This is a genomic window from Pseudomonas fluorescens (assembly GCF_003732425.1).
Classification (GTDB): domain Bacteria; phylum Pseudomonadota; class Gammaproteobacteria; order Pseudomonadales; family Pseudomonadaceae; genus Aquipseudomonas; species Aquipseudomonas fluorescens_BE.
In genome coordinates, this window is the sequence record NZ_MOBX01000010.1 from 41,581 (window position 1) to 61,870 (window position 20,290).

Below are 20,290 nucleotides of genomic sequence, written 5' to 3' on the forward strand. Positions count from 1 at the left end.
AAAATTTGAGCACCACTCATAACCCTGTGGGAGCCAGCCTGCTCGCGAAGGCGGCGGCCGCCTCACTAGACATTTTCCTGGATGAACCCATGCTCCAACTGATCCTCGGCGGCGCCCGCTCCGGCAAAAGTCGCTTGGCGGAAAAGCTCGCCAGCGATAGCGGTCTGGCCGTGACCTACATCGCCACCAGCCAACCCCTCGATGGTGAGATGAGCGACCGCGTCGCCCATCACCGCGCGCGCCGTCCCGCCGAATGGGCACTCATCGAAGAACCACTGGAACTGGCGCGCGTCCTGCGCGAATCCGCCAGCGCCGAGCGTTGCCTGCTGGTCGATTGCCTGACCCTGTGGCTGACCAACTTGCTGATGCTCGATGACGCCGAACGCCTCGCCGCCGAGCGCGAAGCCTTGCTCGACTGCCTGGCGTCCTTGCCGGGTGAAATCATTTTTGTCAGCAACGAGACCGGAATGGGTGTCGTGCCGCTGGGCGAATTGACTCGCCGCTACGTCGATGAAGCCGGTTGGCTGCATCAAGCTCTGGCTGAGCGCTGTCAGCGTGTCGTGCTGACTGTCGCCGGCCTGCCCCTGACTTTGAAAGGACCTGCGTTATGACTCAAACCTGGTGGCTGAACCCGTGCAAACCGGTCGATCTCAACGTCGTTGAACAAGCGACGGCACGGCAACAGCAACTGACCAAACCGGCGGGTTCGCTGGGGCGTCTGGAATCGGTCGCAGTGCAACTGGCGGGTCTGCAAGGTCAGGTCAAACCGACGCTGGCGCAGGTCTGGATCGCGATTTTTGCCGGCGATCACGGCGTGGTCGCTGAAGGTGTTTCGGCATTCCCGCAGGAAGTCACCGGGCAGATGCTGCTCAACTTTGTCAGCGGTGGCGCGGCGATCAGCGTGCTGGCGCGGCAGCTCGGTGCGCAGCTGGAAGTGGTTGATCTGGGCACGGTGAATCCAGTGCTGAACCTTGCAGGTGTGCGCCACTTGAACATCGGCCCGGGCACGGCCAACTTCGTGCAGGGCGCGGCGATGACTCAGGCTCAAGGCGAGCTGGCATTGCAGGCCGGTCGCGACAGTCTGTTGCGGGCGAAGGCCACAGGCGCGCAGTTGTTCATCGGTGGCGAAATGGGCATCGGTAACACCACCGCCGCGAGCGCCTTGGCCTGTGCCTTGCTCGATTGCCCGGTGGCGCATCTGACGGGCCCCGGTACTGGATTGAATGCCGAAGGCGTCAGCCATAAAGCGCAAGTGATCGAGCGCGCATTGGCGTTGCACGCCGCGCAGCGCGGTGATGCCTTGCAGACCCTGTTCAATCTCGGTGGTTTTGAAATCGCTGCGCTGGTCGGCGCGTATCTGGCGGCGGCTCAAGAAGGCCTTGCAGTGCTGGTCGACGGTTTTATCTGCACGGTCGCTGCGCTGGTTGCGGTGCGCTTGAATCCGGACTGCCGCGAGTGGTTGCTGTTCGGTCACCGGGGCGCCGAGCCGGGCCATCGCCATGTGCTGGAAACGCTGAAGGCTGAGCCGTTGCTCGAACTCGGTCTGCGTCTGGGCGAGGGCAGTGGCGCCGCGTTGGCGGTGCCGCTGTTGCGTCTGGCTTGCGATCTGCACGGGCAGATGGCGACGTTCGCCGAAGCGGCGGTGGCGGATCGTCCGGCATGACCTTGCATCTGGACCTGCTGCGCCACGGTGAGACGGAGTTGGGCGGTGGCCTGCGCGGCAGCCTTGACGATGCACTGACCGAACAGGGTTGGGCGCAGATGCGTGCGGCGGTGGTCGAGGGTGGGCCGTGGCAGCGGATTGTCAGTTCGCCGTTGCAGCGTTGTGCACGCTTCGCCGCCGAACTGGGCGAACAGCTGAATCTTCCGGTGCAACTGGACAAGAATCTGCAGGAGCTGCATTTCGGCGCATGGGAGGGGCAGAGCGCAGCGGCGTTGATGGAAACGGATGCCGAGGCCTTGGGGCTGTTCTGGGCTGATCCGTATTCGTTCACGCCGCCGCAGGGTGAGCCGGTCAGCGAGTTTTCCGCTCGGGTGTTGGCAGCGGTTGCACGCCTGCACCGCGCCTATGTCGGTGAGCGGGTGTTGCTGATCAGTCACGGCGGTGTGATGCGCTTGTTGTTGGCGCAGGCGCGAGGGTTGCCGCGTGAGCAACTGCTCAATGTCGAAGTCGCTCACGGCGCGTTGTTTGCGCTGACGATCCAGGCTGATGGTTCGCTCAAGGAAGGTCACTGACATGTTGCCGCTGTGGATCGCCCTGCAATTTCTCAGCAGCCTGCCGATTCGTTTGCCGGGAATGCCTGAGCCGGAACAGTTGGGGCGGTCGCTGCTGTTTTATCCGCTGGTGGGGTTGCTGTTCGGCGTCATTCTTTGGGCGCTGAATCTGGCGTTGGCGGGGGCGCCGTTGCTGCTGCATGCGGCGTTGCTGCTGACGGTGTGGGTGTTGCTCAGCGGGGCACTTCACCTGGATGGTCTGGCCGACAGCGCCGATGCCTGGCTCGGCGGTTTTGGTGATCGCGAGCGTACGCTGACGATCATGAAAGACCCGCGCAGCGGGCCGATTGCGGTAGTGACGCTGGTGTTGGTGTTGCTACTCAAGTTTGCGGCATTGCTGGCTTTGATTGAGCAAGGGCACGGGCTGGCGTTGATCATCGTGCCGCTGCTCGGGCGGGCGGCGCTGTTGGGGTTGTTTCTGACCACGCCGTATGTGCGTGCGGGTGGGTTGGGGCAGGCGTTGGCGGATCATTTGCCGCGCAAGGCCGGGTGGTGGGTGTTGGGCGGTAGTGCGCTGGCCTGCTTGCTGATCGCCGGATTTGGCGCAGTTGTTGCGTTGGTGATTTCGGTTGTTGTGTTTGTCTGGTTGCGGCAGGTAATGATGCGGCGGTTGGGCGGAACGACCGGCGATACGGCGGGGGCGTTGCTGGAATTGCTGGAGATGGTGGTGTTGGCTGGATTGGTTTTGGTCTGACAGTTTTGGATTGTCTGTGCTGGCCTCTTCGCGAGCAGGCTCGCTCCCACAGGGGATCGTATTGCAAATGTGGGAGCGAGCCTGCTCGCGAAAGCGGTTTGTCAGAGGCAGTACAAATGTTATGGGTAAACTCATCTGTAACTTGATTTAACACAGTCACGGGTATATACACGCATCATGCTTCCTTCTCAGTGTTTGTGCACCAACCTGCGTCGCGCCGCTCGTGGCGTCAGCAGGCATTACGACGGCGCTCTCGACGGCTTCGGGATCAACGTTGCCCAGTATTCTTTGCTGTGCAATCTGCAGCGTCTGGATCAGCCGAGCATTTCCGAACTGGCCGAAGCCATGGGCCTGGACCGCAGCACCCTCGGGCGCAATCTGCGGGTATTGGAAGGCGAGGGGCTGGTGGCGCTTGCCGAAGGCGAGGACATGCGCAACCGCATCGTCAAACTCACCGAGACCGGCGTGCAACGCCTGGCAGCGGCACTGCCGGCCTGGGAAGCGGCGCAGCAGCGGTTGATCGACCGACTGGGCGCCGAGAAGCGTGAAACCTTGCTCAGATTGCTGGATGAACTGGCCTGAGGCCGGTTTTTTCCAAACTCAAGCGGGTATATACCCGCAAGCGGAGAATAACAATGACATCGATGTGGCGTACGTGCGGTTGGGTGTTGCTGGGGAGTGCGCTGATCCTGGCGTTGTCATTGGGCGTGCGGCACGGCTTCGGGTTGTTTCTGTCACCGATGAGCGCGCAGTTTGGCTGGGGGCGCGAGGTGTTTGCCTTCGCCATTGCCTTGCAGAACCTGATCTGGGGCTTGGCGCAGCCGTTCACCGGGGCACTCGCTGACCGCTTCGGTGCAGCCAAAGTGGTGCTGATCGGCGGCGTGCTGTATGCGCTGGGCCTGGTGTGCATGGGCTTGTCCGATTCGGCGGTGACGCTGTCGCTGAGCGCCGGTCTGCTGATCGGTATCGGTCTGTCCGGCACCTCGTTCTCGGTGATCCTCGGCGTCGTCGGCCGCGCGGTGCCGCCGGAGAAACGCAGCATGGGCATGGGCATTGCCAGCGCCGCCGGCTCTTTCGGCCAATTCGCCATGTTGCCGGGCACCCTCGGCTTGATTGGCTGGCTCGGCTGGTCGGCGGCGCTGTTGGTCTTGGGCTTGCTGGTGGCGCTAATCGTGCCGCTGGTGAGCATGCTCAAGGACAAGCCGCTGCCGGTGCTTGGCCATGAACAAACCCTGTCCGAAGCGCTGCGCGAAGCCTGCTCGCATTCCGGGTTCTGGCTGCTGGCGTTTGGCTTTTTCGTCTGCGGTTTTCAGGTGGTGTTCATCGGTGTGCACCTGCCGGCCTATCTGGTCGATCAGCATCTGCCGGCCAGTGTCGGTACCACAGTGCTGGCGTTGATCGGGCTGTTCAATATCTTTGGCACCTACACCGCCGGCTGGCTTGGCGGGCGCATGTCCAAGCCACGCTTGCTGACGGGCTTGTACCTGTTGCGCGCGGTGGTGATCGTGCTGTTCCTGTGGCTGCCGGTGACGACTACGTCGGCGTACCTGTTTGGCATGGCCATGGGCTTCCTGTGGCTGTCGACGGTGCCGTTGACCAACGGTACGGTGGCGACCTTGTTCGGGGTGCGAAACCTGTCCATGCTCGGGGGCATCGTGTTCCTCTTCCATCAGTTGGGATCGTTCCTCGGCGGCTGGCTGGGCGGGGTGGTGTATGACCGAACCGGGAGTTATGACTTGATCTGGCAAGTGGCAGTTCTGCTGAGCCTGTTGGCGGCCGCGCTGAACTGGCCGGTGCGCGAGCGACCGGTCGCACGTCTGCAAGCCGCAGCGAGCGCCGCATGAGTGGGCTCTGGCCACGATTGGCCATCACTGCACTCGGCGCGGCTGTGCTGGCGCTGGTGTGGTGGGGCTGGCAGCAGGGCGGCCTGGCCTTGATGCAGTTGGGCATGAGCATTTGCTAGAAGCGGGCATGACGAGTAACGTCGAATTCTGAACGACTGCTCAAGGATGCTCGACATGCTGATGCGCTGGTGTGCTGTTCCCGCGTTGCTGATGGCGTTGACTGGCCTGGCTCAGGCCGCCGACTGTCCCGAATTGCTGCAAGGCTCGCTACCCAAGTTGCGAGCCAAGGAATCCATCGATCTGTGCAAGCAGTACGCCGACAAACCGTTGGTGGTGGTTAATACCGCGAGCTTCTGCGGGTTCGCGCCACAGTTTGAAGGCCTGGAGGCACTGCATAAGCGTTATGAAGGGCAGGGGCTGGAAATGCTTGGCGTGCCCTCTAACGACTTCAAGCAGGAGTCCAAGGACAGCGCCGAGACCGCCAAGGTCTGCTACGCCAACTACGGCGTGACGTTCAATATGACCGAGCCGCAAAAGGTTCGTGGTGATGACGCTACGCATCTGTTTCAGGTGCTGGCTGCACAGAGCAGTGCGCCGAAGTGGAATTTCTACAAATACGTGGTCGATCGCCAGGGCAAGGTTGTCGCCAACTTCTCCAGCCTGACCAAGCCGGATGATCCTGAGTTTATCGCCGCGATCGAGAAGGCTATTGCCTCGAAACCGCTGAAACCCTGATGCGCTGAACTTTTTGTGGGAGCGAGCCTGCTCGCGAAAGCGGTCTGCCAGTCGACATGTGTATTGATCGATACACCGCCTTCGCGAGCAGGCTCGCTCCCACATGGGAATTGTGTTGTGGTGGTGAGCAAACTCAAGGCAATAAAAAGCCCCGCTTTCTGCAAAGAGAGCGGGGCTTTTTTGTGGGCGAGGGGTTAGCCTCGCCGTGCAGCATCAGAAGCGGTAGGTCGCGCCGACACCGAAACCGTTTGCCGAGTTTTCATACTTGGCGTCGTAGGTCTGGCCACGATTGTTTTCGTTGCGGATCTTGACCGACTCTTCCTTCAGGTAGGAGTAGGCAACGTCGATGGTCAGGTCTTCGGTCGGGCTCCAGCCGGCACCGATGCTGAAGATGGTCCGGTCGCCGGTAGGAATACGTGGCGAACGGTCGACGTTGTTGGTCGGCGACTGGTCGAAGGTCAGACCGGTACGCAGTACCCATTCCTTGTTCAACTGATACGAAGTACCCACGGCGTAAGCCCAGGAGTCGTGCCAGTTCTGGTCTTCGGTGATTTCGCCGAACTGACCGGCCAGCAGCGGCTGGACACCGGAGTTCTTCACGGTGATTTTTTCCAGCTGGCTCCAGCGGGTCCAGGTGGTACCGGCATACACGTTCCAGCGGTCGTTGATCGCCTGGGTGACCGAGAGGTCGACCGATTCAGGTGTGGTGATCTTCAGCGAAGCGTCGTACTTCTGGTTGGCGCCCAGACCGACTGCGGCGAGCGCGCCGTAGTTGACCTTGGTGTCGCCTTCGAGCTTGTAGTCGACTTTCGAGTGGTACGTCAGGCCGACGCGAGTGGTGTCGGTGGCCTGTACCAGCAGGCCGACGTTGTAGCCCAGTGCAGTGTCGTCACCCTTGATCTTGACCTTGCCGTCCGGCAGGGCCTGTGTGATCGACAGGTTGGATTCCAGCGTACCGTCGATGCGGTTGATGGTCGGACCAAAACCGATCGACACCTTGTCGTTGAAGGCGTAGCTGACGGTTGGCTGGAAGGTGATCACTTGTACTTCGGACTTGCTGCCGAAGTAACGGCCGGCAAAGCCTTTTTCGTAGTCGGTAATCAGGCCGAACGGCACGTACACGCCCAGGCCGAATGCCCAATGATCATCGATCGGTTTGACGTAGAAGCCCATAGGTACGGAGGTGAAGGGCACCATGTCGCCTTTGTTGCTGCCGCCGTTAGGGCTGGAGCTGGCATCGCTGATATCGGTTTTTGCATCGAGGAATGCAACGCCGCCAGTGACTTGTTCGCGCTTGAGGCGCGACATGCCGGCAGGGTTGCCATAAACAGTGCTTGCGTCGTCGGCAGAAGAAGATCGCCCAGCGTAACCAGTGCCCATCCCGCTGATGCTGTGTTCGTTGATGGCAAAGCCAGCTGCGAAGATCTGGGTGGATGCCATGGTAACGGCGAGGCTAAGGGTGGTTTTGAGCATGACTTTTTTCATTATTAGAACTCCTGGTGATCACCGGGGCGAAAATTACCAACATTTTCGCCCTAGCGCTATAGCTCGTATGCCTTGATTTAGAGCGGTTTTGTAGGACAATCCGACCAGATTCGCGACCTGTTGGCAGATCTTTTGAAACCAGACGGTCAGCAAGCGACCTGATTCACCGTTGAAACACAGGTGTGCCAGGCGTAAGTGAAGTCGCGCAGACGACCTTGGGGTTGGAAGGTCTGGCGCCAGATGCGCGCCATTCCCAGCAAATCGCTGGAATCGGGGAGTGTGGGGTTTTGTTCTTCTACCAGCAGCCAGGCAATGGCTGTGGCGTAACGCAGATTGACCGTCAGTTCCAGGTGCGGGCCGGTCAGGAAAGCATGCTGGCTGGCGAGGCCACGAACCAGGCTGGCGCGTTCCGGGTCGAGCGCCAGATAATCATCCCAAAGGGCCTGGTGGCGTTGTTCGGCAATGCGGTAGAGGCCGTGACCACGGCGGTCATGCAGGGCGGAGCCCAGGGCTGACTGGCTGGCGGCAATGCCCAGCAGCAGAGATTCGGCAGTTGCGCTGTGGCGTCCCAGGTAGATCAGCGTAGGACGGATCACGTAGCGGCACAGTTCGCTGGCAGCGATACCCATAAAACCCTCGGTTCTTGTTATTAATGGCGAGTCCTGAAGGGGGGGCTTGGCAGCAGTGGATCGGTTCAGGCTCGCCGCAAGCGGATCACGCCGCTTGAGTTGAAGTGTAGTGTCATATTCGCGACGTAAAGGCCTGTTTTTAAAATATTTCCGGCTTCGAGTTATAACCGTTATATCGGTTGGTGCTTAAGCGCTGGCGGCCAAAAGTGAAACATCAGGCAATAAAAAGCCCCGCATTGTGTGCGGGGCTTTTGCTTTTGCAGCCTTTTCGGCTCTCAGGCAATCAATGCCTGACGGGTACGGTCGATCACGGCCTGCAGCGGTTCGGCGCTGGAGTATTGATCGGGGTACAGACGCTCGCTGTGGCGGGCGATCCCGTGTTCATTGACGATGGTGAAGCTGAAGCAGCCTTTGCGAGCGGCCATGATCAGGCAGTTCATTGGTGCAAAAGCGTTGGTTAGGGTGCGAATGGCATCCTGAGTGTGGATTTGAGTAGACATAGTTATTAGGTGTTCCTACAAATGACACGGATAAGAACCGTGCAACGTTAAAACGTTCCAGTAACGTCGACCACCATTGGTCGAACGAAGAACCCGACTGGAACAAAGCAGCCAGTTTGAAGCGCAATTAAATTGGCGCGCTTGGGCTGGCAGGTAGGTACTTAGGAGGGCAGGCATCACAACGAGGGCAAAGGTTCTGGGCCCGGGGTGAAGATCCTGATCAATTTGCAGGTTGGTTCGGTCAGAGTAAGTGTTCTTCGCAACACCCTTCACATCATTGGAAGGCCGTGTTGGCGCAAGATTTACCTGGAAACCATCGAGGGGTCGTTCCCGCTTTTTTCGGTAGGGCTTCTTGGAAGAAGGCTGACCGTGGGGATGTGTTCGACCGGAATTGACTTTCAGCTTGGTACTAACGCCGCGGATAGTAACGGATCGAAACGGGTAAAGCAAACTTCGTGTAGAAAAAGATTGCAGGCGCCGATTGAGTCTGCTTTGGGGTTCGCAGAATCGCCCGCATTTAGCACAGCTATTGACCGTCGATCGGTGAAGATTTGTTCATCAAGCCGCGCGCCAGACCGGTTTATCCCCAGACCGGTTAGCAAAACGACTCGAAAAAGCGCATCGATATAACCGGGTAACAGGTACTTGTGCACATTAGTTGCGCAAGTTGTAACGGCACTGTCATACCGATCCTGACTCCACTGGCTGCCTGCATCGAAAGTTTAAGTCAATGAAAAACATCGCTTTTTTTTGTTGGTGAAAAAATCGTCAGTTTGACTGCGAGCCCCATTCCATAAGGCTTTGCGACGGTTGGAGGGCGGTTGTCCACTGAGTTATCCACAGCTTCTGTGGATTGTCCCGAGCGCTTGCTCTAGGACGGGCGTGCCGGGTTGTTTTTCGACTTTACCTGTAAGAAAAAGAGAGTAGAGTGGCGCGCCTTCCGATTCGTCCCACAGTGCTTTATGAAGTTTCGCTCAGTATCAGACGCTGTTACCTCACAACCTTCTCCTGTTATCCCGCCCAAGCGATTTTCCGTTCGCGTGGCAGAATGGCTGCTCGACAGCCCGCGCCTGAGCGACAGTCATAATGCCAAACACCTCGCTGGCCGCCTGCTCAAGCAACCGGCGCGTGAAGGCGTGGTGGCTGCGCAAAGCCGTCTCGGCCAGTTGATGTGCCGCGAGTGCGGTAATGCCCGGGATCGTCGCATCGGTCAGGACCTGCTGCGCCAGGCCGCCCGTGCCGGTGACCGTCGGGCGCAGCAGGAACTCGGTCTGCTCGAAGACTGAGCTGTCCAAGACCTGACACCTTGGTTAACCTTCAGGCTTTCTAAGATCGGCGGGAGTGGCTATGGCGATGGACTTGACCAGCGTATTGCTGGGGCTTGCAGGGGCGGGCTTGCCGCTGCTGGCGCTGGCCTGGCAACTGCAACGCCGGGCGAGCAATGGCCAGGCCGAGGTCGCCTTGCTCGAAGAGCGGCTGGCCATGGCGCAACTGGCACAGGACGGACTCAACGCGCAGCTCGATGCCAGCCGCGATGAAATCGCCGATCTCGGCCAGGCCAATGCCGCCAAGCAGGCTGACCTGGCAGCACTGCGTCGGGAAGTCGAACTGCTGCAGATCGAGCGTGATGACGCCCGCGATGCCTCCCACGCCTGGAACCTCGAACGGGCGAACAAGGAAGCTGAGCTGCGTCGCCTCGACGCCCAGGCTGCTTCACTGAACGCCGAACTGCGCGAGCAACAGGAAAGCCACCAGCAACGCCTTAACGACCTGCAAGGCTCGCGCGATGAACTGCGTGCGCAGTTTGCCGAGCTGGCCGGAAAGATCTTCGATGAGCGCGAGCAGCGCTTTGCCGAGACCAGTCAGCAACGGCTCGGTCAACTGCTCGATCCGCTGAAAGAACGCATTCAATCCTTCGAAAAACGGGTGGAAGAAAGTTATCAGGCCGAGGCCCGCGAGCGCTTCTCGCTGGCCAAGGAGCTGGAGCGCTTGCAGGCGCTCAACCTGCGCCTGAGCGACGAAGCCACCAACCTGACCCGCGCCCTCAAAGGCCAGAAAACCCAAGGCAACTGGGGTGAGCTGATTCTTGAGCGTGTGCTCGAACACGCCGGTCTGGAGAAGGGTCGCGAGTACCAGACCCAGGTCAATCTCAAAGGCCCGGATGGCGAGCGCTTCCAGCCTGACGTGATCATTTACCTGCCGGGTGACAAGCAAGTGGTGGTGGACTCCAAGGTGAGTCTCACCGCCTATCAGCAATACGTTGCGGCCGACGACGACACCCTCGGGCAGATCGCGATCAAGCAGCATGTATTGTCGTTGCGCAATCACGTCAAAGGCCTGGCCGGCAAGGATTACAAGCGTCTGGAAGGGCTGCACAGCCTCGACTTCGTTTTGCTCTTCGTGCCGATCGAAGCGGCGTTTTCGGCGGCGTTGCAGGCTGAGCCGAGCCTGTTTCAGGACGCCTTCGACCGCAACATCGTCATCGTCAGCCCGACGACGTTGCTGGCGACTTTGCGGGTGATCGACAGTCTGTGGAAGCAGGAGCGCCAGAGCCAGAACGCCCGGGAAATCGCCGAGCGCGCCGGTTGGCTGTACGACAAGTTCGTGCTGTTCATTCAGGATCTGGATGAGGTCGGCAATCGCCTGCAGCAGCTGGACAAAGCCTACAGTTCAGCGCGCAACAAGCTGACAGAAGGGCGCGGTAATCTGGTCAGTCGCAGTGAGCAGCTCAAATTGCTCGGCGCACGGGCGAGCAAGAGCCTGCCGGCGGACTTGCTGGAGCGGGCGATGACCGACGTCGATGGCCTCGTCGAACTCCCTGAATAAACCCGGTTCTGTGGCGAGGGAGCTTGCTCCCGCTGGGGGGCGAAGCGCCCCCAAAACCTTAAATCCAGATGTGCCTGATACACCGCGTTAAATGGATTGGCGACTGCTGCGCAGTCGAGCGGGAGCAAGCTCCCTCGCCACAGGGGGGGATTGTTACAGCGGCAAATACCGACTCAACAACGCCCGCAACGCTGCCGGCTTCACCGGTTTGGCCAGATAATCCAGCCCCGCCGCATGCACCTGCGCAACCATCTCCGGTCGCCCGTCAGCACTGATCACCACCCCCGGCACCGGCTCACCGAGGCTTGTGCGCAACCACGCCATCAGCTCCGTCCCGGTATCGCCGTGGTCGAGGTGATAGTCGACCAACGCCAGTTGCGGCCGCACGCCGTCATTTAACAGCACAGCACATTCTTCGCGATTGCGCGCTGTCCACACCTGACAACCCCAGCGACTGAGCAGGCTGTTCATGCCGATCAGAATGCTGTCTTCATTGTCGATGCACAGCACCCGCGCGCCGCTTGGCAACTTGCCATTCATTTCGGCGGCAGCATTTGCCGGCTGGGCCTGCGAGCGGGCGAGCGGCACGCTGACGCTGAACACACTGCCGCGACCCGGCCACGAGCGCACCCGCAGGGTGTGACCGAGCACCCGGCACAAACCATCGGCAATTGCCAAACCCAGGCCGAGGCCTTTTTCAGCGCGGGTCTGATGACTGTCGAGGCGTTTGAACTCTTCGAAAATCACTTGCTGTTTATCTTCCGGAATCCCCGGCCCGCGATCCCACACCTCCAGGCACAGTTCGCCGCCACGTCGACGCACACCGAGCAACACCGGGCCCTTGGCATAACGGAAGGCGTTGGTGAGGAAGTTCTGCAGAATCCGCCGCAGCAATTTGATGTCGCTGTCGATGCTCAAATGACTGCCGCGCACACGGAAGGTCAAGCCTTGTTCCTGGGCCAGCGCCTTGAACTCGGCACCGAGAGTGTCGAACAGCTCATTGACCGCAAACGGCTTGCGATCGGGGTTGATCTTGCCGTTTTCCAGGCGGGAAATGTCCAGCAGATCGCTGATCAAGTCCTCAGCCGAACGCAGTGAGCTGTCGAGGTGCTGCACCAGTTTCTGCGCCTCGCTGCTCAAGCCGTCGTCCTGATGGGAGAGGGCGGCGGAGAACAGCCGGGCGGCGTTCAACGGCTGCATCAAGTCATGGCTGACCGCCGCGAGAAAGCGGGTTTTCGATTGGTTGGCGGCTTCGGCAGTGCCCTTGGCTTCGGTCAGCGCGACGTTGAGTTGCGACAGTTCCTGGGTGCGCTCGCTGACCCGTTGTTCCAGTCCTTCATTGGCTTCAGTCAGTGCCTGCTCGGCCTCGCGGAACGCGGTAATGTCGGTGAAACTCATGACGAAGCCGCCACCGGGCATCGGGTTGCCGATCAGCTCGATCACCCGGCCGTTGGGAAACAGCCGTTCAGAGGTGTGCGCGCGGCCCTGACGCATCCAGTGCAAACGCCGGGCAACGTGGACTTCCGCTTCGCCGGGGCCACACAAACCACGTTCGGCGTTGTAGCGAATAATGTCGGCAATCGGTCGACCGACGCTGATCAGGCCGTCCGGGTAGTTGAACAGCTCCAGATACCGCCGGTTCCAGGCCACCAGTTTCAGCGACTGATCGACCACGCTGATGCCTTGGGTGATGTTCTCGATCGCGCCTTGCAGCAAGGCGCGGTTGAACTGCAGCACCTCCGAGGCTTCGTCGGCGATGCGGACGACGTCCTCCAGTTGCATCTCCCGGCCTTCGATCGCGGCTTTTACCACCGCGCGGGTCGAGGAAGCACCGAGCACACCGGCCAGCAAACGCTCGGTATGGGCGATCCATTCGCCATCGGCATTCTGGTTCGGGTTGAAGCCTTTGCCTTGACGATAGGCGAAGCGGATAAAGCTCTGCCGCGCTCGCTCTTCACCGACAAAGCGCGCGGCCAGTTGCAGCAAATCGTCGATCTGCACCGCCAGCATTGAGCGCGCACTCGGTCGTGCACTGATTTCCTGACCAATGAAACGCCCGGCCTGCCAGTGTTCCGACACGCGCGTGCGGGATAACACCGAAACCCAGGCGAACAGGGTGAAGTTACCCGCCAGCGACAGCACCACGCCTTGGGTCAGCGGGGTGATCGGCAGGTTCAGCGGATTGCTGTGCAGCCACGCCAGCCCCGGGAAACTGCTTAGCGACCAGCCAAGGCTGTGCGCGGCGATCGGCAGGATCAACGTGTAGAACCACAGGAAAGTACCGGCGGCCAAACCAGCGAAAACACCGCGACGGTTGGCCTGTTTCCAGTACAGCGCGCCGAGCATGGCAGGCGCCAATTGGGTCACGGCAGCGAACGCGATCTGACCGATGGTCGCCAGACTCGCGGTCGAGCCGAGCAAGCGATAGCTGACGTAGGCCAGCAACAGAATGACCACGATGCTGACGCGGCGCACCGAGAGCATCCACTGGCGGAACACTTCGAACGGGCGCTCGGCGTTATTGCGCCGCAGCAGCCACGGCAACAGCATGTCGTTGGAGACCATGGTCGACAACGCCACACTGGCGACAATCACCATGCCGGTCGCCGCCGACGCGCCACCGATAAACGCCAGCATCGCCAGCGCCGGATGCGCCTGAGCCAGTGGCAGGCTGATCACGAAGGAGTCGGGCAGTACGTCGCTCGGCAGCATCATCTGACCGGCCAGAGCGATCGGCACTACAAACAGCGCGGCCAAGGCCAGATAGGCCGGAAACACCCATTTGGCCAGGCGCAGATCTTGCGGGTCGATGTTTTCCACCACGGTGACATGGAACTGCCGGGGCAGACAGATGATCGCCATCATCGCCACACCGGTCTGCACCACCATCGACGGCCAGTTGATGGTTTCTTTCCAGTACTCCTCAAGGCGCGGGGCGAGCATGGCCTGGTTGAACAGGTCATCGAAACCGTCATACAGGCCAAAAGTGACGAAGGCGCCGACGGCGAGAAAGGCGAACAGTTTGACCAGCGATTCGAAAGCAATCGCCAGCACCATGCCGCGGTGGTGCTCGGTGGCATCGAGGTTGCGCGTACCGAAAACAATGGTGAACAACGCCAGCACCAGCGACACGATCAGCGCGGTGTCCTGGGCGCGGGTGCCCATGGCGTCGGCACCGGCGCCGATCAACAGGTTCACGCCGAGGACGATGCCTTTGAGTTGCAGGGCGATATAGGGGAGGACGCCGACCAGGCAGATCAGTGCCACGACCACCGCCAGCGATTGCGATTTGCCGTAGCGCGCGGCGATAAAGTCAGCGATGGAGGTGATGTTCTCCTGTTTGCTGATCATCACCATTTTCTGCAGGACCCACGGCGCGCCGACCAGCAGCAGAATCGGTCCGAGGTAAATCGGCAGGAATGACCACAATTGCTCGGCGGCTTGACCGACAGCGCCGAAGAACGTCCAGCTGGTGCAATAAACCGCCAGCGACAGGCTGTATACCCAGGCACGCACGCGCGGCGGCAACGGCGTGCTGCGGCGGTCGCCGTAGAAGGCGATGGCGAACATGATGGCCATATAGGCCAGGGCGACGGCGGCGATCAGCCCGGTGGACAGCGACATGCAACACTCCCGACAAAAGACTCCCCGGCAATCCTGCCCGGGCGGACAGTCTCGCATGCGCGGGGCGGTTAGTCAGTGTCGACCAAGGTCGTGGCGTGGCGGGGTGTCGCAGGTTTGAATGGGTGGGGTTGTGCGTTGACATTGCCAGGCATCAAACCCTGTAGGAGCTGTCGAGTGAAACGAGGCTGCGATCTTTTGACTTTTCAAATCAAGTTCAAAAGATCGCAGCGTGCCGCAGCTCCTACATGAATATCGGTGTCAGTCCTGACGCAGCGCAATATCGATCAGCCGATGCAGCTCATCCACCTCCAGCGCCGCCGCCGAAAACAGAATCCGGAACACCACCGGCGCCACCACCAGATTGATCAGCCGATCGACACTCGGTGCCGCTTCATCCGGATGCCGCTCAATGATCGTCTGCAATTGCGCGCCAATGATCGTCACGCAATAGCCCGGCGTAGCACTGGCCTGCACATCGCGCATCATGTTGCGCCCGGGCTCGGAACTCATCTCGTCGAGATACTGTTCGGCCCACGCACGAATATCACTGCGCAAGCTGCCGGTTTGCGCCGGTTCGCTGTCCGGGCGCATGCGGGCGAGGGCGACGTCGGCCAATAACGCCGACAGATCGCCCCAGCGCCGATAAATCGTCGACGGTGTAACGCCTGCACGCGCGGCGATCTGCGGGACGGTCACGCTCGAGCGCTCCTGTTCTTGCAGGAGTGCACGGACTGCCGAATGAATTGCATCTTGCACCCGGGCACTGCGGCCGCCGGGGCGTAAACCTTCTTTAATAGCCATGGCGCAGACCTTAACACAAAGAATTTGCTTTAAGCGCGAGGCAGTAGCACACTCCGCAAAAGCAAAAAATTAGCTTTTGCGGAGTGTGCCCATGATCAGCCTTGCTTCTAACCGTTCCAGCCTGTGGTTTCTGGCGATAACTCTACTGAGTTTTCTCGCCGCCTCCACAGCACCGACGCCGTTGTATCACCTGTATCAGGATCAAATGCATTTCTCGGCGGCAGTGCTGACGCTGATCTTCGGCGTTTATGCGCTCAGCCTGTTGGCGGCGTTATTAACCGTCGGTTCGCTGTCCGATCACTTGGGACGCAAACCGGTGATCTTCACCGCCGTGTTGCTCAATGCGTTGGCGATGCTGCTGTTTATCTACGCCGACAGCGTGGCGTGGCTGATCAGCGCGCGAGTTCTGCAAGGGTTTGCCACCGGCATGGCCACCGCTGTTTTGAGCGCGACGCTGCTCGACACGGATCGTCAGCAAGGGCCGCTGATCAACAGTGTGGCGCCGTTGCTCGGCATGGCCCTCGGCGGCATGGGTTGCGGTTTACTGGCAGAGTTTGCTCCGGCGCCGTTGCAACTGACCTATTGGCTGCTGCTCGCGCTGTTTGTATTGCAGGGGCTTTACGTCTGGCGCTTGCCGGAGAGCGTCACCCCGCAAGCAGGGGCATGGGCTTCGTTGCGGCCGACCTTGCACGTGCCGACTCAAGCGCGAGCCACCCTGTGGCGCGTATTGCCGCTGAACACGGCAACCTGGGCACTCGGCGGCTTTTATGCATCCCTGGCGCCGTCGCTGGTGCGCACCGCCACCGGCTCGAACTCCAATCTGATCGGCGGCGCCACCGTGGCAGCCCTGACGGTGACGGGGGCACTGATGATTTTCACGATGCGCAATCGTCCTGCCGTTCGGGCCTTGCAGTTGGGCGCGATTCTGTTGCCGATGGGGCTGGTGTTGATTCTACTGGGTGTGCACAGCGCCAGTCTGTCGCTGTTTTTCCTCGGCACGCTAGTGGCTGGTTGCGGCTTTGGCTCGGGATTTCTCGGTGCCGTGCGCAGCCTGGTGCCGCTGGCGTTGCCCCGTGAACGGGCGGGGTTGATGGCGGCATATTACGTGCTCAGTTATCTGGCGTTTTGTTTACCCGCGTTGCTCGCCGGGTACTTGTCGCGCAGTTACGGATTGCTGGCGACCACCGATGGCTACGGGGCGGTGTTGATTGTGTTGGCCATTGGCGCGCTGCTGCTCAGCCTGCGCCCAGCCGCCGCTAAAGTGTGCAGCGCTCCATAATCCCCACGGTTTCGGTTAGCCTTGCCCGGCTTTCTTCTCAAGGATCGATCCATGAAGATTATTCGCAGCAAGACCTTCACTGCCGAGCGCGCCTGGGGCGCGCTGGACATCGCCAACATGAACGGCATCACCACGCGCCTGCACTGGACGGATCAGCCGTACCAATGGCACGTCAACGACGGCGAGGAAGTGTTCGTGGTGCTCGATGGCCAAGTGCTGATGCATTACCGCGAACTGGGCGAAGAAAGACAGGTGCAGCTTGATGTCGGTGACATCTTCTATGCGAGTGTCGGCACCGAGCACGTCGCCCATCCGCAAGGCGCGGCGCGGATTCTGGTGATCGAGAGCGAAGGCAGCGTCTGACTGCTTATTGGTAAAACAGATAACAGTTAGAGAAATTACCCGTTATATAGATATTCGATTCGGTTCTACCATGGACTCAACCTCACCAGAGGACAGGAGTTCATGATGACTTGCCCCAATACTGCCAAACCCGGCATCAAACCGTTCCGTCAGCTTCAGCATCCGCGTGAAGTGATTCGCCAGTTCACCCCCAACTGGTTCGCAGTGACAATGGGCACCGGGGTGCTGGCGTTGGCGCTGGTGCAATTGCCATTGGCCATTCCCGGTATCCATGCCTTCGCTGAAGGTTTGTGGTTGTTCAACATTCTGTTGTTCACCCTGTTTACCGCTGCGTACGCCGCGCGCTGGATCCTGTTTTTCGATGAAGCACGACGGATTTTCGGCCACTCCACGGTATCGATGTTCTTCGGCACGATTCCCATGGGCCTGGCGACGATCATCAACGGCTTTCTGCTGTTCGGCCTGCCGCGCTGGGGCGACGGTGTGATTCATCTCGCCGAAGTGCTGTGGTGGATCGATGTGGCCATGTCGCTGACCTGCGGCGTATTGATTCCCTACATGATGTTTACCCGTCAGGAGCACAGCATCGATCAGATGACTGCCGTCTGGCTGCTGCCGGTCGTGGCGGCAGAAGTGGCGGCGGCCAGCGGTGGTTTGCTCGCACCGCATCTCAGCGATGCCCACTCGCAACTGGTGGTACTGACGACAAGCTACGTGCTCTGGGCCTTTTCCCTACCCGTAGCGTTCAGCATTCTGACGATCCTGCTGCTGCGCATGGCCCTGCATAAACTGCCCCACGAAAACATGGCGGCGTCGAGCTGGCTGGCCCTCGGCCCGATCGGCACCGGTGCGCTGGGCATGTTGCTGCTGGGCGGTGATGCGCCAGCGATCTTCGCGGCGAACGGTCTGCCGGGCATTGGCGAAATCGCTTCGGGCCTGGGGCTTATCGCCGGGATTACCCTGTGGGGCTTCGGGCTGTGGTGGATGCTGACGGCGCTGCTGATCACCGTGCGTTACTTGCGTGACGGCATCCCGTTCAACCTCGGCTGGTGGGGTTTCACCTTCCCGTTGGGGGTGTATTCGCTGGCCACCTTGAAATTGGCGAGCATCCTGAACCTGGCGTTTTTCAGCGTCTTCGGCACGGCGCTGGTGCTGTTGCTGGCGGTGATGTGGTTGATTGTCGGCAAGCGCACCGTGCAAGGTGCCTGGCGTGGCGAGTTGTTTGTCTCGCCGTGCATTGCAGGTTTGAAGAAATAACCTGAAAAGTTTAGGTAAGGTGTGGCCTGGATCGCGGTTCGAGAATCCAATAAGCAGTACCCAGGCCTCTCTACCTTAAACATCAGGGAAACACGGAAGATGAGTCACCCCTCACAGTTCAACCTGCTGCGCACTCGGCGCTTCCTGCCATTCTTCATCACGCAGTCCCTTGGCGCGTTCAACGACAACGTATTCAAGCAGTCGCTGATCCTCGCCATTCTTTATCGGCTGACCATCGAGGGTGACCGTTCGATCTGGGTCAACCTGTGTGCGTTGCTGTTTATCCTGCCGTTTTTTCTGTTCTCGGCGTTGGCCGGGCAGTTCGGCGAGAAATTCGCCAAGGACGCGCTGATCCGTCTGATCAAGCTCGCGGAAATTGCCATCATGGCCGTAGGCTCGGTCGGTTTTCTCTTCGACCACTTATCGCTGATGCTGGTGGCGCTGTTCGCCATGGGCACCCATTCGGCGCTGTTCGGGCCGGTGAAGTATTCGATCCTGCCGCAGGCTTTGCGCGAGGAAGAACTGGTCGGCGGCAACGGCCTGGTGGAGATGGGTACGTTTTTGGCGATTCTCGCCGGGACGATCGGCGCCGGGGTCATCATGTCGTCCTCGCACTATGCGCCGTTGGTGTCCTGCGCCATCGTCGGGATTGCCGTGCTGGGTTATCTGGCCAGCCGCAGCATTCCGCGCGCAGCGGCATCCTCGCCGGAGATGCGCCTGAACTGGAACATCTTCAGTCAATCCTGGGCCACGTTGAAACTTGGCTTGGGTCAGACGCCAGCGGTGTCGCGCTCGATTGTCGGCAACTCGTGGTTCTGGTTTGTCGGGGCGATTTACCTGACGCAGATTCCTGCCTACGCCAAGGAGTGGATGCACGGCGATGAGACCGTGGTCACTCTGATTCTTACCGTATTTTCGGTCGGTATCGCGCTGGGTTCGATGCTGTGCGAGAAGTTGTCCGGGCGCAAGGTCGAGATCGGTCTGGTGCCGTTCGGTTCGTTCGGTCTGACCGTGTTCGGTTTGCTGCTGTGGTGGCATTCCGGCGGTATCCCGGAAAGCGTCACTGGCCACAGCTGGATTGAAGTGTTGGGATTCGTGCACACTTGGGCGGTGTTGGTCGACATCCTCGGCCTCGGCATTTTTGGCGGCTTCTATATTGTGCCGCTGTATGCCTTGATCCAGTCGCGCACTGCCGAGAACGAGCGGGCGAGGGTGATTGCCGCCAACAATATTCTCAACGCGCTGTTTATGGTGGTCTCGGCCATCGTCTCGATCGTGCTGTTGAGCGTGGTCAAGCTGTCGATCCCGCAACTATTCCTCGTGGTGTCGCTGCTGAATATCGGCGTCAACGCTTACATCTTCAAAATCGTCCCCGAATTCAGCATGCGCTTCATGATCTGGCTGCTCAGCCATTCCATGTACCGCGTCGAGCACCGCAATCTTGAGGCTATTCCCGATGAAGGCGCGGCTTTGCTGGTGTGCAATCACGTGTCGTTTGTCGATGCCTTGCTGATTGGTGGCGCGGTGCGTCGGCCGATTCGCTTTGTCATGTACTACAAAATCTACAACCTGCCGGTGCTGAACTTTATCTTCCGCACGGCGGGGACGATTCCGATTGCCGGACGTAACGAAGACATCCAGATTTACGAAAAGGCTTTCACCCGGATTGCTCAGTATCTGAAGGACGGTGAGCTGGTGTGCATCTTCCCGGAGGGCAAGTTGACCGCCGATGGCGAGATGAATGAGTTCAGGGGCGGCCTGACGCGGATTCTCGAAGAGACGCCGGTACCGGTGATTCCACTGGCGCTGCAGGGGCTGTGGGGGAGTTTCTTCAGTCGCGATCCGAACAAGGGTGTGTTCCGCCGGTTGTGGTCGCGGGTGACGCTGGTGGCGGGAGCGCCGGTGGCTGTTGATGCTGCTGAGCCGGCGAAGTTGCAGGGGTTGGTGGGGGAGTTGCGCGGGGCAGTTAGATAGTCGGC

19 protein-coding genes are annotated in these 20,290 nt (G+C 60.1%); 14 read left to right on the forward strand and 5 right to left on the reverse strand.

The annotated features are described in order from the left end of the window. Nucleotides 1–89 precede the first annotated feature (89 nt). The 8 genes from cobU (at nucleotide 90) to BK670_RS10270 (ending at nucleotide 5,547) form a co-directional block, all read left to right on the forward strand. Complete coding sequence (gene cobU, locus BK670_RS10240) at nucleotides 90–611, forward strand: bifunctional adenosylcobinamide kinase/adenosylcobinamide-phosphate guanylyltransferase (RefSeq protein WP_123449666.1); 522 nt, start codon at nucleotides 90–92, stop codon at nucleotides 609–611. Beyond that, nucleotides 608–1,663: a nicotinate-nucleotide--dimethylbenzimidazole phosphoribosyltransferase gene (gene cobT, locus BK670_RS10245; RefSeq protein WP_123449667.1), complete on the forward strand. Its 1,056-nt coding sequence runs from the start codon at nucleotides 608–610 to the stop codon at nucleotides 1,661–1,663. The genes cobU and cobT overlap by 4 nt, the downstream gene beginning before the upstream one ends. After that, the gene (gene cobC, locus BK670_RS10250; RefSeq protein WP_123449668.1) at nucleotides 1,660–2,235 is read left to right on the forward strand and encodes an alpha-ribazole phosphatase family protein; all 576 of its coding nucleotides are present in this window, start codon (nucleotides 1,660–1,662) and stop codon (nucleotides 2,233–2,235) included. The genes cobT and cobC overlap by 4 nt, the downstream gene beginning before the upstream one ends. 1 nt (nucleotide 2,236) lies before the next feature. Beyond that, nucleotides 2,237–2,968, forward strand: coding sequence for an adenosylcobinamide-GDP ribazoletransferase (locus BK670_RS10255; protein WP_123449669.1), 732 nt, complete (start codon nucleotides 2,237–2,239; stop codon nucleotides 2,966–2,968). A 177-nt stretch (nucleotides 2,969–3,145) separates the two neighbouring features. Beyond that, the gene (locus BK670_RS10260; protein ID WP_007919794.1) at nucleotides 3,146–3,550 is read left to right on the forward strand and encodes a MarR family winged helix-turn-helix transcriptional regulator; all 405 of its coding nucleotides are present in this window, start codon (nucleotides 3,146–3,148) and stop codon (nucleotides 3,548–3,550) included. Nucleotides 3,551–3,603: 53 nt separating this feature from the next. Beyond that, entirely contained in the window at nucleotides 3,604–4,812 is a 1,209-nt protein-coding gene (locus BK670_RS10265; RefSeq protein ID WP_123449670.1) for an MFS transporter, read from the forward strand. After that, entirely contained in the window at nucleotides 4,809–4,931 is a 123-nt protein-coding gene (locus BK670_RS29870; RefSeq protein ID WP_259697546.1) for a hypothetical protein, read from the forward strand. The genes BK670_RS10265 and BK670_RS29870 overlap by 4 nt, the downstream gene beginning before the upstream one ends. A gap of 55 nt (nucleotides 4,932–4,986) precedes the next feature. After that, nucleotides 4,987–5,547 carry a glutathione peroxidase gene (locus BK670_RS10270; RefSeq protein WP_123449671.1) on the forward strand — a complete coding sequence of 187 codons (561 nt, stop codon included), beginning with the start codon at nucleotides 4,987–4,989 and terminating at the stop codon, nucleotides 5,545–5,547. A gap of 213 nt (nucleotides 5,548–5,760) precedes the next feature. Here the strand turns inward: BK670_RS10270 and BK670_RS10275 are convergent, their stop codons facing one another. From BK670_RS10275 to BK670_RS10285, 3 genes are all read right to left on the reverse strand, one after another. After that, on the reverse strand, nucleotides 5,761–7,032 hold the full coding sequence (locus tag BK670_RS10275; protein ID WP_123449672.1) for an OmpP1/FadL family transporter: 1,272 nt from the start codon (nucleotides 7,030–7,032) through the stop codon (nucleotides 5,761–5,763). A gap of 146 nt (nucleotides 7,033–7,178) precedes the next feature. Then, nucleotides 7,179–7,661: a hypothetical protein gene (locus tag BK670_RS10280; protein WP_123449673.1), complete on the reverse strand. Its 483-nt coding sequence runs from the start codon at nucleotides 7,659–7,661 to the stop codon at nucleotides 7,179–7,181. A 275-nt stretch (nucleotides 7,662–7,936) separates the two neighbouring features. Then, the gene (locus BK670_RS10285; protein ID WP_123449674.1) at nucleotides 7,937–8,161 is read right to left on the reverse strand and encodes a hypothetical protein; all 225 of its coding nucleotides are present in this window, start codon (nucleotides 8,159–8,161) and stop codon (nucleotides 7,937–7,939) included. Nucleotides 8,162–9,123: 962 nt separating this feature from the next. Here BK670_RS10285 and BK670_RS10295 point away from each other — a divergent pair. Together BK670_RS10295 and BK670_RS10300 are read left to right on the forward strand one after the other, a co-directional pair. Next, complete coding sequence (locus BK670_RS10295; RefSeq protein WP_123449675.1) at nucleotides 9,124–9,447, forward strand: SEL1-like repeat protein; 324 nt, start codon at nucleotides 9,124–9,126, stop codon at nucleotides 9,445–9,447. A 175-nt stretch (nucleotides 9,448–9,622) separates the two neighbouring features. Further along, nucleotides 9,623–10,987, forward strand: a complete 1,365-nt coding sequence (locus BK670_RS10300) for a DNA recombination protein RmuC (RefSeq protein ID WP_162483043.1) — start codon at nucleotides 9,623–9,625, stop codon at nucleotides 10,985–10,987. 153 nt (nucleotides 10,988–11,140) lie between these two features. Here the strand turns inward: BK670_RS10300 and BK670_RS10305 are convergent, their stop codons facing one another. Together BK670_RS10305 and BK670_RS10310 are read right to left on the reverse strand one after the other, a co-directional pair. After that, nucleotides 11,141–14,611: a hybrid sensor histidine kinase/response regulator gene (locus tag BK670_RS10305; RefSeq protein WP_123449676.1), complete on the reverse strand. Its 3,471-nt coding sequence runs from the start codon at nucleotides 14,609–14,611 to the stop codon at nucleotides 11,141–11,143. A gap of 258 nt (nucleotides 14,612–14,869) precedes the next feature. After that, the gene (locus BK670_RS10310; protein WP_095124955.1) at nucleotides 14,870–15,412 is read right to left on the reverse strand and encodes a TetR/AcrR family transcriptional regulator; all 543 of its coding nucleotides are present in this window, start codon (nucleotides 15,410–15,412) and stop codon (nucleotides 14,870–14,872) included. 91 nt (nucleotides 15,413–15,503) lie between these two features. Here BK670_RS10310 and BK670_RS10315 point away from each other — a divergent pair, with 91 nt between their 5' ends. The 4 genes from BK670_RS10315 to BK670_RS10330 all read left to right on the forward strand — a co-directional run bounded on the left by BK670_RS10315 (nucleotide 15,504) and on the right by BK670_RS10330 (nucleotide 20,285). Further along, nucleotides 15,504–16,691, forward strand: coding sequence for an MFS transporter (locus BK670_RS10315; RefSeq protein ID WP_123449677.1), 1,188 nt, complete (start codon nucleotides 15,504–15,506; stop codon nucleotides 16,689–16,691). Between the two features lie 51 nt (nucleotides 16,692–16,742). After that, nucleotides 16,743–17,054, forward strand: coding sequence for a cupin domain-containing protein (locus tag BK670_RS10320; protein WP_123449678.1), 312 nt, complete (start codon nucleotides 16,743–16,745; stop codon nucleotides 17,052–17,054). Nucleotides 17,055–17,159: 105 nt separating this feature from the next. Beyond that, complete coding sequence (locus tag BK670_RS10325) at nucleotides 17,160–18,311, forward strand: TDT family transporter (protein WP_123449679.1); 1,152 nt, start codon at nucleotides 17,160–17,162, stop codon at nucleotides 18,309–18,311. Between the two features lie 99 nt (nucleotides 18,312–18,410). Further along, a complete protein-coding gene (locus BK670_RS10330) occupies nucleotides 18,411–20,285 on the forward strand; it encodes an MFS transporter (RefSeq protein ID WP_123449680.1) in 1,875 nt (624 codons plus the stop codon). Nucleotides 20,286–20,290: the final 5 nt, after the last annotated feature.